At 71.0% G+C, this 13,728-nt stretch carries 17 protein-coding genes; 8 read left to right on the top strand and 9 right to left on the bottom strand.

Features of this window, described 5'->3' with window-relative positions; all coding sequences use genetic code 11:
* Positions 1-4: 4 nt before the first annotated feature.
* A complete protein-coding gene (locus IH26_RS0136285; RefSeq protein WP_030440800.1) occupies positions 5-367 on the bottom strand; it encodes a metallopeptidase family protein in 363 nt (120 codons plus the stop codon).
* 46 nt (positions 368-413) lie between these two features.
* Complete coding sequence (locus IH26_RS0136290; protein WP_030440801.1) at positions 414-842, bottom strand: OsmC family protein; 429 nt, start codon at positions 840-842, stop codon at positions 414-416.
* 67 nt (positions 843-909) lie between these two features.
* Between IH26_RS0136290 and IH26_RS56440 the strand changes: the two genes are divergently transcribed.
* The 4 genes from IH26_RS56440 (at position 910) to IH26_RS0136310 (ending at position 4,723) form a co-directional block, all read left to right on the top strand.
* Entirely contained in the window at positions 910-1,686 is a 777-nt protein-coding gene (locus IH26_RS56440; protein WP_051809173.1) for a hypothetical protein, read from the top strand.
* A 55-nt stretch (positions 1,687-1,741) separates the two neighbouring features.
* Positions 1,742-3,004, top strand: coding sequence for a serine--tRNA ligase (gene serS / locus IH26_RS0136300; protein ID WP_030440803.1), 1,263 nt, complete (start codon positions 1,742-1,744; stop codon positions 3,002-3,004).
* 109 nt (positions 3,005-3,113) lie between these two features.
* Positions 3,114-3,926, top strand: a complete 813-nt coding sequence (locus tag IH26_RS0136305; RefSeq protein WP_030440804.1) for an HAD family hydrolase — start codon at positions 3,114-3,116, stop codon at positions 3,924-3,926.
* Positions 3,926-4,723, top strand: a complete 798-nt coding sequence (locus IH26_RS0136310; RefSeq protein ID WP_030440805.1) for an HAD family hydrolase — start codon at positions 3,926-3,928, stop codon at positions 4,721-4,723. Before IH26_RS0136305 ends, IH26_RS0136310 begins: the two co-directional genes overlap by 1 nt.
* Here IH26_RS0136310 and IH26_RS0136315 read toward each other — a convergent pair.
* Positions 4,720-5,292 carry a bacterial proteasome activator family protein gene (locus tag IH26_RS0136315; protein WP_157437562.1) on the bottom strand — a complete coding sequence of 191 codons (573 nt, stop codon included), beginning with the start codon at positions 5,290-5,292 and terminating at the stop codon, positions 4,720-4,722. The genes IH26_RS0136310 and IH26_RS0136315 overlap by 4 nt on opposite strands.
* 25 nt (positions 5,293-5,317) lie before the next feature.
* Positions 5,318-6,157 (bottom strand): dimethylargininase, encoded by an 840-nt coding sequence (ddaH, locus tag IH26_RS0136320; protein WP_084599396.1) that lies wholly within the window; start codon positions 6,155-6,157, stop codon positions 5,318-5,320.
* 67 nt (positions 6,158-6,224) lie between these two features.
* On the opposite strand from ddaH, the gene IH26_RS0136325 reads away from it, so the two are divergent.
* Both IH26_RS0136325 and IH26_RS0136330 read left to right on the top strand, forming a co-directional pair.
* Entirely contained in the window at positions 6,225-6,686 is a 462-nt protein-coding gene (locus IH26_RS0136325; RefSeq protein ID WP_030440808.1) for an Lrp/AsnC family transcriptional regulator, read from the top strand.
* Positions 6,687-6,723: 37 nt separating this feature from the next.
* Positions 6,724-8,532 carry a beta-propeller domain-containing protein gene (locus IH26_RS0136330; RefSeq protein ID WP_030440809.1) on the top strand — a complete coding sequence of 603 codons (1,809 nt, stop codon included), beginning with the start codon at positions 6,724-6,726 and terminating at the stop codon, positions 8,530-8,532.
* On the opposite strand, the gene IH26_RS0136335 is transcribed toward IH26_RS0136330, so the two are convergent.
* The 3 genes from IH26_RS0136335 to mobA are packed head-to-tail and all read right to left on the bottom strand — an operon-like array spanning position 8,529 to position 10,444.
* A complete protein-coding gene (locus IH26_RS0136335; RefSeq protein WP_030440810.1) occupies positions 8,529-9,614 on the bottom strand; it encodes a T3SS (YopN, CesT) and YbjN peptide-binding chaperone 1 in 1,086 nt (361 codons plus the stop codon). The genes IH26_RS0136330 and IH26_RS0136335 overlap by 4 nt on opposite strands.
* A 39-nt stretch (positions 9,615-9,653) precedes the next feature.
* The gene (locus IH26_RS0136340; protein ID WP_030440811.1) at positions 9,654-9,896 is read right to left on the bottom strand and encodes a DUF6457 domain-containing protein; all 243 of its coding nucleotides are present in this window, start codon (positions 9,894-9,896) and stop codon (positions 9,654-9,656) included.
* Positions 9,893-10,444, bottom strand: coding sequence for a molybdenum cofactor guanylyltransferase (gene mobA, locus IH26_RS0136345; RefSeq protein WP_425394428.1), 552 nt, complete (start codon positions 10,442-10,444; stop codon positions 9,893-9,895). The genes IH26_RS0136340 and mobA overlap by 4 nt, the downstream gene beginning before the upstream one ends.
* A gap of 187 nt (positions 10,445-10,631) precedes the next feature.
* On the opposite strand from mobA, the gene fdhD reads away from it, so the two are divergent.
* Both fdhD and IH26_RS0136360 read left to right on the top strand, forming a co-directional pair.
* The gene (gene fdhD, locus IH26_RS0136350) at positions 10,632-11,456 is read left to right on the top strand and encodes a formate dehydrogenase accessory sulfurtransferase FdhD (RefSeq protein WP_030440813.1); all 825 of its coding nucleotides are present in this window, start codon (positions 10,632-10,634) and stop codon (positions 11,454-11,456) included.
* A 36-nt stretch (positions 11,457-11,492) separates the two neighbouring features.
* Positions 11,493-11,912, top strand: coding sequence for an alkaline phosphatase D family protein (locus IH26_RS0136360; protein ID WP_157437563.1), 420 nt, complete (start codon positions 11,493-11,495; stop codon positions 11,910-11,912).
* 120 nt (positions 11,913-12,032) lie between these two features.
* On the opposite strand, the gene IH26_RS0136365 is transcribed toward IH26_RS0136360, so the two are convergent.
* Both IH26_RS0136365 and IH26_RS0136370 read right to left on the bottom strand, forming a co-directional pair.
* Complete coding sequence (locus tag IH26_RS0136365; protein ID WP_169789874.1) at positions 12,033-13,118, bottom strand: DUF4192 domain-containing protein; 1,086 nt, start codon at positions 13,116-13,118, stop codon at positions 12,033-12,035.
* A gap of 99 nt (positions 13,119-13,217) precedes the next feature.
* Positions 13,218-13,721, bottom strand: a complete 504-nt coding sequence (locus IH26_RS0136370) for a GNAT family N-acetyltransferase (protein ID WP_030440816.1) — start codon at positions 13,719-13,721, stop codon at positions 13,218-13,220.
* Positions 13,722-13,728: the final 7 nt, after the last annotated feature.

The raw sequence follows: 13,728 nt of genomic DNA on the forward strand, positions 1-13,728 counted from the left end.
AAACTCAGCCCCAACCCAGCTCATGCAGGCGGTGATCGTCGATCCCGAAGTGGTGGGCGATCTCGTGCACCACCGTGATCGCGACCTCGTCGATCACATCCGTCTCGGTCTCGCACACCCGTAGCGTCGGCAGCCGGTAGATGGTGATCCGGTCGGGCAGCACCCCGGCGTAGTCCCAGCCGCGGTCGGTCAGCGCCGTTCCCTCGTACAGCCCGAGCAGGTCGTAACTGCCGTCCGGGGGCTTGTCCTCGACCAGGACGACCACGTTGTTCATCATCGACAGCAGTTCGGCGGGGACCTCGTCGAGCGCTTCGCCGACCAGTTCCTCGAACCGTTCCCGACTCATCTCGACGGACACACGGAACATTGTGCGCCGGTGCGGCCGGAATCCCCGACCGCACCGGCGGGGGAACTCAGGCGAGCGTGGCCTTCAGCGTGATCTCGGCGCCGGGGGACAGCAGCCGGGAGATCGGGCAGTTCTCCTTGGCGCCCTCGGCGATCTTCTGGAACGTGCCCTCGTCGATGCCGGGGACGTTGCCCACGGTCTCGAGGTCGATCCGGGTCACGCCGAAGCCGGCGTCGCCCTTGTCGAGGTGGACCTTCGCGGTGGTCTCCACGGAGGTCGGGGTGAATCCGGCGTCCGCGAGGCCCTTCGAGAACGCCATCGAGAAGCAGCCGGAGTGCGCGGCGGCGATGAGCTCCTCGGGGTTCGTCCCCTCGCCCTCCTCGAAGCGCGACTTGAACGAGTAGTTCCCCTGGTAGCCACCCTTGCCGGTCTTGATCGTGCCGGAACCCTCGGTGAGGTTCCCTTCCCAGCGGGCCGTAGCAGTGCGAATAGGCATATCCGAGACGCTAGTCCATGGGACGGCCGCTGGCCCCTTGACCAGGGCACGGGTCATCATGGGTCACATGCCCTCCGAGCATCGGTCGATTGATCTGGACAATCCGCCCGCACCGGTCGTCGAGTTCGGCGGCGACGCGCCCGTGTCCCGCCGGCGGTGGCAGCCGAGCGGGTTTCTTCGCGCCCTGGCCGCCGATCGCCGGGTGGTGCCGCTGACCGCACTGCTCGGCGCGGCGGCGGTGCTCGCCTCGCTGGTCTCCGAGTGGCAGGTCACCACGGTGGACTCCCAGGAGTTCCTCGGCTCGGCCGGACCGCACCCCGTGCCCACCGACCTCATCGACCTGGGTGGGCTGGGCGCCGCGTACCTCATCGGTCTCTTCCCGCTGGTCGCTGCCGTGGTGTTCGCCATGTTCGGGCCGGCGGCCGGCCGCCGATGGGCTCGCCTGGCCGGTCTGAGCGCCGGCGGCACCCTGCTCGCCGTGCTCTTCGCGACCGCGGCGTCGCTGGGCAGCGAAAGCCGGGTGGTGTCCAACCTCGCCCGGACGCAATTCGACAAAAGTCAAATTCAGGTTGCGTACGGGCGGGGCCTGTGGTGCGCGGCCGCCGGCGTGGTGCTGGCCATGCTCGCGCTCCACCTCACCGACCGCCACCAGCCGAGCGTCCCGGCACCGGCGGGCGAGGCCGGTGACCCGCCGCCGACCGCCGAGGAGTCGGCCTGGGGCTGGCGGCGGCCGCCCGCGGCCCGCGAGGAGTCGGCCCCCGACCAGCCGCTGGAGCTGACCGTCGGCCCGGCCAAACCGTTCACCTCGTACGGCGACGACCGGGACGGACCTTCTAGATCGTGACGCGAGGGGATATCCGGGTGAGGACCGGGCGGGGTCGCCGGTAGGCTCGTCAATCGTGATTGACCTGCGTCTGCTCCGCGAGGACCCCGAGCTGATCCGCGCCAGCCAGCGACTGCGCGGCGAGCCCACCGAGCTGGTCGACGACCTGCTGCACGCCGACGAGGCGCGCCGGGCCGCGACCCAGCGTTTCGAGACGCTCCGGTCCGAGCAGAACTCGTTGAGCAAGCGGATCCCCAAGGCCTCCCCCGACGAGCGCGCCGGCCTGCTGGCCCGCACGAAGGAGCTGGCCGCCGAGGTCAAGGCGGCCGACGCGGAGGCGAGCGCGGCCAACGAGGCGCTGCGCGCCGCCCACCTCGCGGTGCCCAACGTCGTGCAGGACGGCGTGCCGCCCGGCGGCGAGGACGACTTCGTCGTGCTGCGCGAGGTCGGCGACCTCCCCGCGATCGACAACCCCAAGGACCACGTCGACATCGGCGAGGGGCTCAAGGCGATCGACATGGAGCGCGGCGCGAAGGTGTCGGGCTCGCGCTTCTACTTCCTCACCGGCGTCGGCGCGCTGCTCCAGCTCGGCCTGCTGCAGATGGCGGTCGCCCAGGCGGTCGAGCACGGGTTCGTCCCGTCGATCACGCCGAGCCTGGTCAAGCCGGAGTCGATGGAGGGCACCGGCTTCCTCGGGTCGCACGCCAGCGAGGTCTACCGGCTCGAGGCCGACGACCTCTACCTGGTGGGCACCTCGGAGGTCGCGCTCGCGGCGTACCACACCAACGAGATCCTGGATCTGGAGGCCGGGCCGGAACGCTTCGCCGGCTGGTCGTCGTGCTACCGCCGGGAGGCCGGGTCGTACGGCAAGGACGTGCGCGGCATCCTGCGGGTACACCAGTTCGACAAGGTCGAGATGTTCTCGTTCTGCCGGCCCGAGGACGCCGCAGAGGAGCACCTGCGGCTGCTGGCCATGGAGGAGGAGATGCTCGCCAAGGTCGAGATCCCGTACCGGGTGATCGACGTGGCGGCCGGCGACCTGGGCTCGAGCGCCTCGCGCAAGTACGACTGCGAGGCGTGGGTCCCGTCGCAGAACAGGTACCGCGAGGTCACCTCGACGTCGAACTGCACCACGTTCCAGGCCCGCCGGCTGAACATCCGGTACCGGGACGCCGACGGCAAGCCGCAGACCGCGGCGACGCTGAACGGCACGCTCGCCACCACCCGCTGGCTGATTCCGATCCTGGAGAACCACCAGCAGCCCGACGGCTCGGTACGGGTGCCCAAGGCCCTCCAGCCGTACCTGGGCGGCCGGGACATCCTGAAACCGGTTCGCTAACGGGTTATAACCCGGCCGCTACCAGAAGTCATAGCCGCAGCTAGCTGGCCGGGTGTACCGTTTTCCTTCCGCCCTCCGCGGGGGTCAGCCCCACCCTCGGAGGTTTTCGATGGTCAAGCCTGGACTCCCCAAGCTGATCGCGACGGATCTCGATGGCACGCTCGTGCACAGCGACGACACCGTGTCCACGTACACCCATGAGGTCCTTGATCGGGTCCGGGCGGCCGGCATCCGGATCGTGGGCGCCACCGGGCGCGGGCCGCGCCTGACGTCGCTCACCCGCAACGACATCCGGGTCGCCGATTTCCTCGTGCTGGCCCAGGGTGGCTGGGTGCTCGACCAGGCCGAGTCGTCGTATCTGCTGTGTTCCCGGCTGTCCGGCCCGGCGCTCGCCGACGCGCTGGCCCGGCTGGAGGCCGAGGTGGGCCCGCTGTCGGTGATGGTGGAGGCGCTCGAGCACGACAACTCGCCGCTCTGGGGCGATTACGACCCGACCTGGCGCTACCCGGTACGGCTCGAGCAGCGCCCGCGCGCCGAGTGCCTCACCGGCGACGTGATCAAGGCGTTCGCCCGCTCGTTCGACCTGCACGTCGACGAACTGCTGGAGATCGCCCGCCGGATCGTCCCGCCGGAGGTGGCGTCGGTCACCCAGGCCGGCCTCGACTACGTGGAGATCTGCCCGGCGAATGTGAACAAAGGCACCGGCCTCGCGGTGGTCGCCGAGTCGGTCGGGGTCGACCCGCAGGACGTGCTGGTCTTCGGCGACATGCCCAATGACCTGCCGATGTTCGCCTGGGCCGGATGGGGACGGGTGGCCGTGGCGAACGCGCACCCGTCGCTGCTGGCGGTGGCCGACGAGGTGACGCTGTCCAACGATGACGACGGGGTGGCGGTCTACCTGGACAAGTTACTGTCGAGGTGATGCTCCCCTTTCGGCTTGTCGCCTCCGACATCGACGGCACCCTGATCCACGACGACGGGACGCTCGGCCGGCAAACCATCGACGTCATCCGCGCCCTGCCGGTACCCCTCGTGCTGGTGACCGGCCGGCCGGTGCGCTGGCTCCGGCAGCTCTACGACCAGATGCCGGAACCGGTGCCCGCGGTCTGTGCCAACGGCGCGGTCGTCTACGACCCGCACACCGACGAGGTGCTGCGCGCCGACCCGCTCTCGGTCGACCTGCTGCTCGAGGTGACCAAGCGGCTGCGCGACGCGGTGCCGGACGTCGCGCTCGCGGTGGAGGTCGATGAGGGCCGGAAGTTCTGGTACGAGGAGGCGTGGCCGGTCCGCTGGGAGTCGGACACCGATCTCGTACGCGTGCTCGCCGGCCCGGAGGAGTTGACCTCCGTGCCGGCCGTGAAACTGCTGGCCCGCTCGGCGCAGTACGGGCCGGACGAGTTCGCCGAGCTGGTGAGCCGGACGCTGGCCGGCTTCGCCGAGACCACGCACTCGTCGAAGAGTTCGCTCGTCGAGATCTCGGCGGCCGGGGTGACCAAGGCGGCCGGGCTGGCCTGGCTCTGCGAACGGCGGGGCATCGAGGCGAGCGAGGTGATCGCCTTCGGCGACATGCCGAACGACATCCCGCTGCTGACCTGGGCCGGGCACTCGGTCGCGATGGGCAACGCCCACCCCGCCGTTCGCGCGGTGGCCGACGAGATCGGCCGGACGAACAACGAGGACGGGGTGGCCAGTTACCTGCGGAAGGTCTTCAACCTCTAGAGGTATTGCCCGGAGCGGGCCTCGGGCGCGCCCGGACCCGACTGGCCGGGCATGCCGGGGACGAGGCCGCCGCTGCCCATCGGCAGGGCCGGCCGGCCGCCGCCGCGCATCTGCTCGAGCTGCAGCCGGGCCGCCATCTGCTGGGCGACCAGCGCCGCCTGGATGCCGTGGAACAGGCCCTCGAGCCAGCCGACCAGCTGAGCCTGGGCGATCCGCAGCTCGGACTCGCTCGGCGGGGTGTCGCCCTCGAACGGCAGCGACAGGCGCTCGAGCTCCTCGCGCAGCTCGGGGGCGAGGCCGTCCTCGAGCTCGACGATCGACCGTTTGTGGATCTCACGCAGCCGTCCCCGGCTCGCCTCGTCGAGGGGAGCGGCGCGCACCTCCTCCAGCAGCTGCTTGATCATGCTGCCGATCCGCATGACCTTGGCCGGCTGCTCGATCAGGTTGCCGGGCTCCTCCGGGCTGAGCGTGCCGTCGGGCTCGACCGTGCCCATCGGACGGCCGTCGGGCCCGACCACGATTACCGAGCCGTCCTGCTGATTTTCCGCGGTGCGGTTGTCGTCGGTCATACGAACCATCTTCTCGCACGCGTCACTACGGGCGAAGCTCGGCCACCGCGCACTTGACACTGCCGCCGCCCCGCTTGAGCTCGGTGAGCTCCACGTGCACCGGCGCATACCCGGCGGCGCGTACTTTGTCCGCCATCGCGGTGGCCTCCGTGTTGAGAATCACGTGCCGGCCGTCGCTCACCAGGTTCAGCCCGAAGGCCTCGGCGTCGGCCCGGTCGGCGATGACCGCCTCCGGGAAGAGCTGCCGCAACACCCGCTGCGACGAGGGCGAGAACGCCTCGGGGTAGTACGTGACGTTGTGGTCGTCGAGGGCGGCCAGCGCGGTGTCGAGGTGGTAGAAGGCGGGGTCGACCAGGCGCAGCGAGACCACCGGCCGGCCGAGCACCTCCTGCGCCTCGGCGTGCGCGGCCGGCTCGGTGCGGAAGCCGTGGCCGGCCAGGATCAGGCCACCGTACGCGCGCGGGAGGTAGGCGAAGTCGCCCTCGCCCTCGTTGACGTGCTCCGGGCGTACGAGGTGCCAGTTGTCCTGGCCCAAGGTCTTCTCGTAGAAGGCCCGGTGCGCGTCGGCCTCGGCGGCCCGCTGCGGATGGCGGAACCGGGCGCCGTAGACCCGGCCGTCGACCGAAAAGGCGCCGTTGGCCGCGTAGACCATGTCGGGCAGGCCGGCCACCGGGTCGAGCAGGTGCACCGTGTGGCCGAGATCGACCAGGGTGGTGCGCAGCAGGTCCCACTGCTTGACCGCGAGCGCCGCGTCGACCGGGACGGTGGTGTCCATCCACGGGTTGATCGCGTACTCGACCGTGAAGTGCTTAGGCGGACACATCAGATATGTCCTGACTCGCGGCAAGCGCTCCGTGTGGCTCATGAGGTAGAGCGTAAGTACGCTGGGGTGCACGAAACAGCGAGAAATCTTGTGTCTTGGAGGCGAATCGTTGCAGATGGACGCGGTTGACCAGCGAATCATTGCGCTGCTGGTGGCCGACGCGCGGGCCTCCTACGCGGAGATCGGGTCGAGGGTCGCTCTCTCCGCGCCCGCCGTGAAGCGACGCGTCGACCGGCTTCGATCCGGCGGGGTGATCAAGGGCTTCACCGCGGTGATCGAGCCGGCCGCCGTGGGCTGGACCACCGAGGCGTTCGTCGAGCTCTTCTGTACGGGACGGACCACCCCGGCGCAGATCACGGTGGCCACCCGGCGCCACCCGGAGGTGATCGGGGCGTACACGGTGTCGGGCGAAGCGGACGCGCTCGTGCACCTGCGTGCGGCCGACATCGCGCACCTCGAACAGGCCCTCGAGCGGCTGCGCGCCGAGCCGTTCATCACCTCGACGCGCAGCATGATCGTGCTGTCCCGGCTGGTCGAGACCCCGATGGTGGTGCCCGCCCCGGCCGGGTGACGGGGAACCGGCGCCGGGCGGGCCGCGTCTCACCGCCATGCGCCGTCGACTCTGGATCTGCGCCGTTCTGCTGCTGCCGCTGGCCGGTTGCACCGCGCCCGCCCGCGACCACGTCAGTCCGCAGCCGCCGCCGTTCAAGCTGGTCGCCTTCGACTCCTGCGCCCGGCTGCTCACCGAGCTGCGGGCCGCCGCCCAGCGCTCGATCACCGCGTACGGCTTCTACACCAACCGGCCGGAGCCCTACATGCACCCGGGCGTGGCGATGCGGGCCGACGCGGTCGCCGGCGCCGCGCCCGCGCCGGCCCCGGCGCCCGCCTTCTCCGGCACCAACGTGCACGAGCAGGGCGCCGACGAGCCGGACGTCGTGAAGACCGACGGCCGCCGGATCGTGACGGTCACGGGCGATGCGCTGCATGTGATCGACCCGGCCACCCGGCGCGAGACCGGACGACTGGCGCTGCCCTTCGGCGGCGGCGCACAGCTGCTGCTCGCCGGCGACCGGGCGCTGGTGCTGGGCTACGGCGATCTGGGCATCGATCGCGAGGGCGGCGGCGCGGGATCCGAGGTGCTTCTGGTCGACCTGACCGGCTCGCCGCGCATCGTCAGCCAGTACCAGGCCGACGGCCAGATCGTCGACGCGCGGCAGACCGGCGGTGTGGCCCGGGTCGTGCTGAGCAGCGCGCCGCGGATCACGTTCCCTCTCCGGCCGGCGGGCGAATTCGGCACGGCCGATGACGAGCAGAGCCTGCGGCAGAACCGGCAGGTGGTCGGCCGGGCCAAGGTGGACGTCTGGCTGCCGCGGTGGCAGGTCACCACCGGCGGTACCACGACCAGCGGACACGTCGACTGCGACGCGGTCAGCCGGCCGGCCTCGTTCTCCGGCGCGGAGATGCTCACCGTGGCCACCTTCGACCTGGCCCAGCCCGCGCTGGGCGACGGCAGCCCGGTCTCGGTCGTGGCCGACGGCGACATCGTGTACGGGACGCCGGCCAGCCTCTACATCGCCAACGACCAGCGCTGGCAGATCGACGCCCTGGCCGCGAAGGCGACGCCGGGCACCGAGATCTACAAGTTCGCGCTGTCCGGGGCGGAGAAGCCGCGGTTCGTGGCGAGCGGGTCGGTGCCGGGGACGCTGCTCAACCAGTACGCACTGTCCGAATGGGACGGCAACCTGCGGGTCGCGACGACCGACCAGGCCTTCCGGTCCTCGTCCTCGGCGGTGCGCGTGCTGGCCGTGCGCGGCGCCACGCTGGCCCAGGTAGGGGTCGTGGACGGGCTCGGCCAGGGTGAACGGATCTATGCCGTACGGTTCATCGGCCCGCGCGGCTACGTGGTGACCTTCCGGCAGACCGATCCGCTGTACAGCCTCGACCTCAGCGACCCGGCGCACCCCCGGCTCACCGGATCACTCAAGATCACCGGCTATTCGGCCCATCTGCAACCGGTCGGGGACAGTCTGCTGGTCGGGATCGGTCAGGAGGCCAGTGCTCGAGGCGTACGGCAAGGTCTCGGAATTTCGCTTTTCGATGTTGCCGACCCGGCACACCCGCGACGGCTCGCGCAAAAGGTGGCGGCGGATTCCTCGTCGGAGGCCGAGTTCGACCCGCACGCGGTGCTGTGGTGGCCGGCGACCCAACTGCTCGTCGTGCCGGTCAACGGACGCATCAGCGGCGCGGTCGCGGTGCACGTGCGCAATGGGACAATTCAGCCGGCCGGCAACCTGACGGGCGCGCCGGTCCGCCGGTCCCTGGTGATCGGGGACCAGCTGTGGCTGCTCGACGACGCCGGAATGGGCGTAGCCGATCTGTCCACTATGCACAAGATCGGCTACGTGTCCTTGAACTAGAGATACATGCCGGTGCGGTGGTCCTCGCCGCTCTGCTTCTGCGGGCCGGGCTTGTCGCCCTCGCCGAAGAAGCGCTTGCCGCCGAACTCGCCGTGCAGCCGGTCATCGAGCTCATCGGCCAGGCCGGTCATCACCTGCACGGCGAGCATGAGGTGGGTGGCCTGGAAGTTGCGGCCGAAGACTGGGATCGAGGCCCAGACCGTGTCCTGCGCGCAGTAGAGGCGGCCGATCGGCATGCGGTTGGTCAGCTCGGAGAGCTTCACGTAGAGCTGCTCGGTCGGCTCGACCTCGGTCAGGATCGGCGAGAAGACATCCACCAGCGGTGGATTGTCGCGAACCCGGACGAACACCATGGCCGAGCCGGCCCGGATGCCGATGTCACCGTCGGTGTCCACCTGCAGCTGGTCGACCGGCGTCTTCGACATGGTCGCGACGACCGTGCGCACCCGCTCCTCCAGCGGCACGACCTCGTCGGCGGCGGTGGCCAGCGCCGCGGACAACTCGCCGTCGTCGTCCAGGTCGTCGAGGTCGAGCACCTCGCCGATGTTCGGCTCGTTACGGGCCGTGGCCAGCGGCGCGGTCTCGATCGGCTCGTCCTCCTCGTCGTGCACGAGGTAGACCAGGAAGGCGGGGTGCGGCGCGCCGTAGACGTCGCGCAGGGTGCGCGAGACCACGGCCGCGAGCTGGGCGGCCTTGCCCTGGTCGGAGCGCAGGCCGAAGGAGTCGCCCGAGCCGGCCAGCACGCCCGGCGGCGACCAGCCGAGCGCGACCAGGTCGGCGACCGCGGAGCGATCCATCCGGTACCCCTCGGGCAGGCCGGCGTTGCCGACCGCGAGCGCCTCGACCACCTTGTCGGGCAGCACCCGGATGCTCACCGAATAGACCGCCATGCCGGTGCCGGACGCGGTCGGGTCGAGCGTCAGGTCGATATGCGAGCCCGGGACCAGCGAAGACAGCAGCGAGGAGAGGGCACCGGCGAAGTCCCGCCAGGCCTCGGTCACCTTCGCCCGTAGGTCAGCCGTGGTCGGCTCGTCGAGCAGGATGTTGTCGTTAGACTCGCCCGCGGCGCTGTCTGCCGTCATGATCGCGCACCTCCGTTTCCGCCACCCTATCGAGCGCCCTCAGGGGGCGGGCGTCCGCCAGGAAAGCGCAAGCTCGCTGAGACGTTCGGCGACGTCCGCGGCTTCCGCTCCGCGGCCCACGGCAAGACCCATGAGGTACGCCGTGACGGGGGCCCCGGGGCGAACGACACCATGCGCGACGTCCTTGGCCAGGCCGAGCACCGCCTCGGTGGGCACGTCCGCCGGGTCGAGGCCGAGCTCCCGCCCGGCCCGCGCGATCCAGTCGTCGAGCTCGTTGCTCATCGGGCCCACTCCTCGGCGGTCCGCAGGTCGTCGTCGGTGTCGCAGTCGAACCAGGGCGGCGGGCCGGGCCGGCGCCAGGACACCTCGGCCACTCGCAGATGCTCCATCAGCTCGCGGACCGAAGCGCCGCGCAGGTTGCCGCGCTCCTCCTCGAGCCGGCCGAGCGCGTCCCGAAGCGCGGAGGTCCGCCACACGCCGCAGAGCATCTGCCGGCGGCCCTCGGCATCCCGGTAGACGGCGCCCTGCATCGGCGCGGACTCGGCGGTCAGCCGCAGCACATCGATCGCCTCGCCGGTGAGCAACGGCAGGTCGGCGGCGAGCAGCGCGGTGAAGGTGACCTCCGGCGGGACCAGCGCGAGACCGGCCGAGGTGGCGGCGACCGGGCCGCCGCCGGGCGGATCCTCCCGGGTGGAGTGGACCGGGACCGGGAGGTCGGGCGGGACCGGGCCGACCACAATCCGCGGATCGGCGTCATGCACAGCGGCCAGCACGCGGGTCAGCATGGACTGACCTCCGACGGGCAGCGTCGGTTTGTCCGCGCCGCCCATCCGCCGTGCCGCACCACCGGCCAGCACCACCGCCGCAAACCCTCCCACGTACGTACCGTATCCCGCGCGCGTGTCGAGCGTGACCGGGCGCTCACCTTACGGTCGTGGATCACTTTCCGGCGGGCCGCTTTCGCCGGGCCGCTTCTACGGTCGTGGGTCGCTCTCCGGCCCGGCATAGGCTTTCGTCATGGCGCGCACCACCACCCGGCGACCGGTCGTTCGGATCAACCTGGCGACCGGCGAGCCCCGCCGCCGCCCGGACGAGCTGGCGGCCGAGGAGCCGCTGGAGATCCGGGTGCGCAAGCAGCCGCTGGCGGTGACCATGCGCACGCCGGGACACGACATCGACCTGGCAATGGGGTTCCTGCTCAGCGAGGGCGTCATCGGCTCGGCGGCCGATGTGGTGACCGCCCAGTTGTGCGCGGGGACGGACACGCCGAATACGTACAACGTGGTCGATGTGGTGCTCGGCGCGGAGGTGCCGCCCCCCGTGACCGATCCGAGCCGGAACTTCTACACGACCAGTTCGTGCGGCGTGTGCGGCAAGGCGAGCATCGACGCGGTGCGGACCAGATCGCCGTACGACGTGTCCGGTGACCCGCTGGCGGTGCCGGCCCGCACGCTGGCGGAGCTGCCGGACCGGTTGCGGGCGGCGCAGCGCACCTTCGACCGGACCGGCGGGCTGCACGCGGCGGCCCTGTTCACGCCGGCGGGCGAGTTGGTCGTGCTGCGCGAGGACGTGGGCCGGCACAACGCGGTGGACAAGGTGATCGGCTGGGCCGTGCGCGAGGGCCGGCTGCCACTGGCCGGCCATCTGCTGCTGGTGTCGGGGCGGGCCAGCTTCGAGCTCACCCAGAAGGCGTGGATGGCCGGGATTCCGCTGCTGGCGGCGGTGTCGGCGCCCAGCACGCTCGCCGCGGAGCTGGCCGAGGAGGCGGGCATGACCCTCGTCGGGTTTCTCCGGGGCGAGACCATGAACGTCTACACGTCCGCACAGCGCATCACCGTCTGAACACTCGAAGCTCCGCGACACTTACCGCTAACCGGGATCTTTGGGTCATCCAGCGCCGCGAGGCTCAAGCTCGACTACGCCGACCCGACCTCGCGCACCGTCGGCACCGAACTGGTCTGCTCCTCGATCACCTCAGGCGGCAACGGCGCCGACAGCGTGCCGGCCACCCACCCGTGGATGCCCTGGAACCCGCACCTCCGCTTCTACAACAACCAGCGCGGCTACGTCCGAACCCGAATCCAGCCCGCCCTGATGACCGCCAACTTCCGCGTCCTCCCCTACGTAACCTCGCCCGGCGCGGCCGCCCACACCCGAGCCACGTTCGTCATCGAGGACCGGTCGCCAGGCCTGCACCGGACGACCGACACCCCGACCCCCACCGCCACGCCACCGGGTGCGCCCCGCACGCCCACCCCACCACTCGACACCGTCCACCAGGAAACGGACCGCCCCTGACCGGCCACGCACAACCACCCCTCATTCAGCCGTGCAACTGCTTCTGCCCGCGTGCTGCGCGAAGCGCTAGCGGCTCTGCGTGCAGCGAAGAGCGGCTTCTCCATGTAATAGCGATTCCGGCTACAGCGACCGGCGGGAGGGGCGGCGTTTGGGGCGGGCGCCGCCCGCCCCTCGCGGAGCCCTTTGCTCGCGGCGCGCGCCGCCGCGTCGGGGCTCTCGTCGCCGCACCTCGCCCCGGCGCGGCTGATCCGGCCGGCGCAGGGGCATGAACGCCACGACCGAACGCGACCGGATCCCTGCCGAGAGCAGCCGATCCAGCACGCCGGCGAGTCGATGGGTGGGCTCCTCCAGCAGCGCCCGATCCACCGCCACCCGAGCCAGCGACCCCTCCCCGGCCTGCCAGGCCGCATAGGCCAGCAGACAGGCGGGCGCCGGCGAAAGCTCGGGCTGGACCTTGCGAACCACCTCGGTCCACAACCGCATCCGCCACTCCTCCGGCCCGGAACGATCGATCGCGTAGTCGAGCACCACCGACTTGGCCAGCAGCACGCCCAGCCAGGCGATCTCATCCGGACTCAGCGGGCGCCCGGCCCGGGCCGCCCGCTCGGCCTCGCGCACCGCCTGCCGGCCGGCCCGACGCATCCACTGGCCGCCGCGCGCCGCCTCGACGTCACTCGCGACCAGGTCGGTGGCGCGCGCGCGGGCGCGCCCGGTGGCCTCTCGCATCTCCTCCCGCTGCCGGCCCTCGACCGGCGACACCTTGGCGACCAGCGCCATCCGGTCGGGCAGCGCCACCATGCCCTGATAGACCGCCTGGGCGGCGAGCCCGGGCGCGAACGGGGTGCCGCCCGCGGGCCCGCCGAGGTAGGACCACCAGCGGCCGTCGGCGACCCGGAGCACATCCTCGATCGGCACGTCGGCGACCCGCAGGGCGCGCCCGACCTCCAGGACCATCGGTGTCACCCGCCAAGGCGGCCCATAACCGATGAGGATGACCCGATCGGCGCCCTGCCGCGCGATCACCTCGGCCGCCTCGGTGAAGTCGGAGACCTCTGCCGGCAGGTCGTAACGAACGGCGAAGTCGACGGCATGGCCGATCATGCCGAGCACGACCAGGCTGTCGTTGGGATGGAACCCCAGCAGGTAGGGAGCAACGGCGACGGCCTCGGCCGAGGAACAGGCGGTGATCGTGCAGTCCGGGTTCATGCCCGGCATGGTGCCGCAGCGGCCGCGCCGCGCGAGTGCCAAATCGCCCCGCCTGTGGACAACCGCGGTTATCCACAGCCCAGAAAAAAGTTCGGCCGGCTACGAACGGAACTGCATATCGTGCAGCTCAAGCCCGTCTTCCAGCCATTCATGCGGGTTCCGCTCCAGATCGAGGGTGAGCTCGATGGACGACACCACGTCATACCCGGCCGCGTGCAGGCTCCGGATAGCGTCCACGTTGCGCGACTCCGGCGAGATCGTCAGCGCGGTCATGTTCCTCTTACGCGCCTCGTTCGCGACGTGGCGCAGCAGCTTGCGCCCGACACCCTTGTGGCGGTGCGAGATCGTCACCACGACCGGCTCGACCACCCCGGCCCGACCCCGGATGATCAGCCCGACCAGCCCGATGACTCCGTCGTCGGCGTGGTCGGCCACCCAGAGACCGCACAGATCGAGCCGGGTCAGGTATTCCTCGAAGCCCTCGCCCGCGTCGTCGGCGGGGTCGCCATACATGCGGTTGTGCTGGTTGGTCAGCTCGGACCACAGTCGCCTACCCGCGGAGTGGTCACTCGGACGGTACGAACGCACTGTGACAGGGCTCATGCCGACA

Source organism: Actinoplanes subtropicus (assembly GCF_000721705.1).
Taxonomy (GTDB): Bacteria; Actinomycetota; Actinomycetes; order Mycobacteriales; family Micromonosporaceae; genus Actinoplanes; species Actinoplanes subtropicus.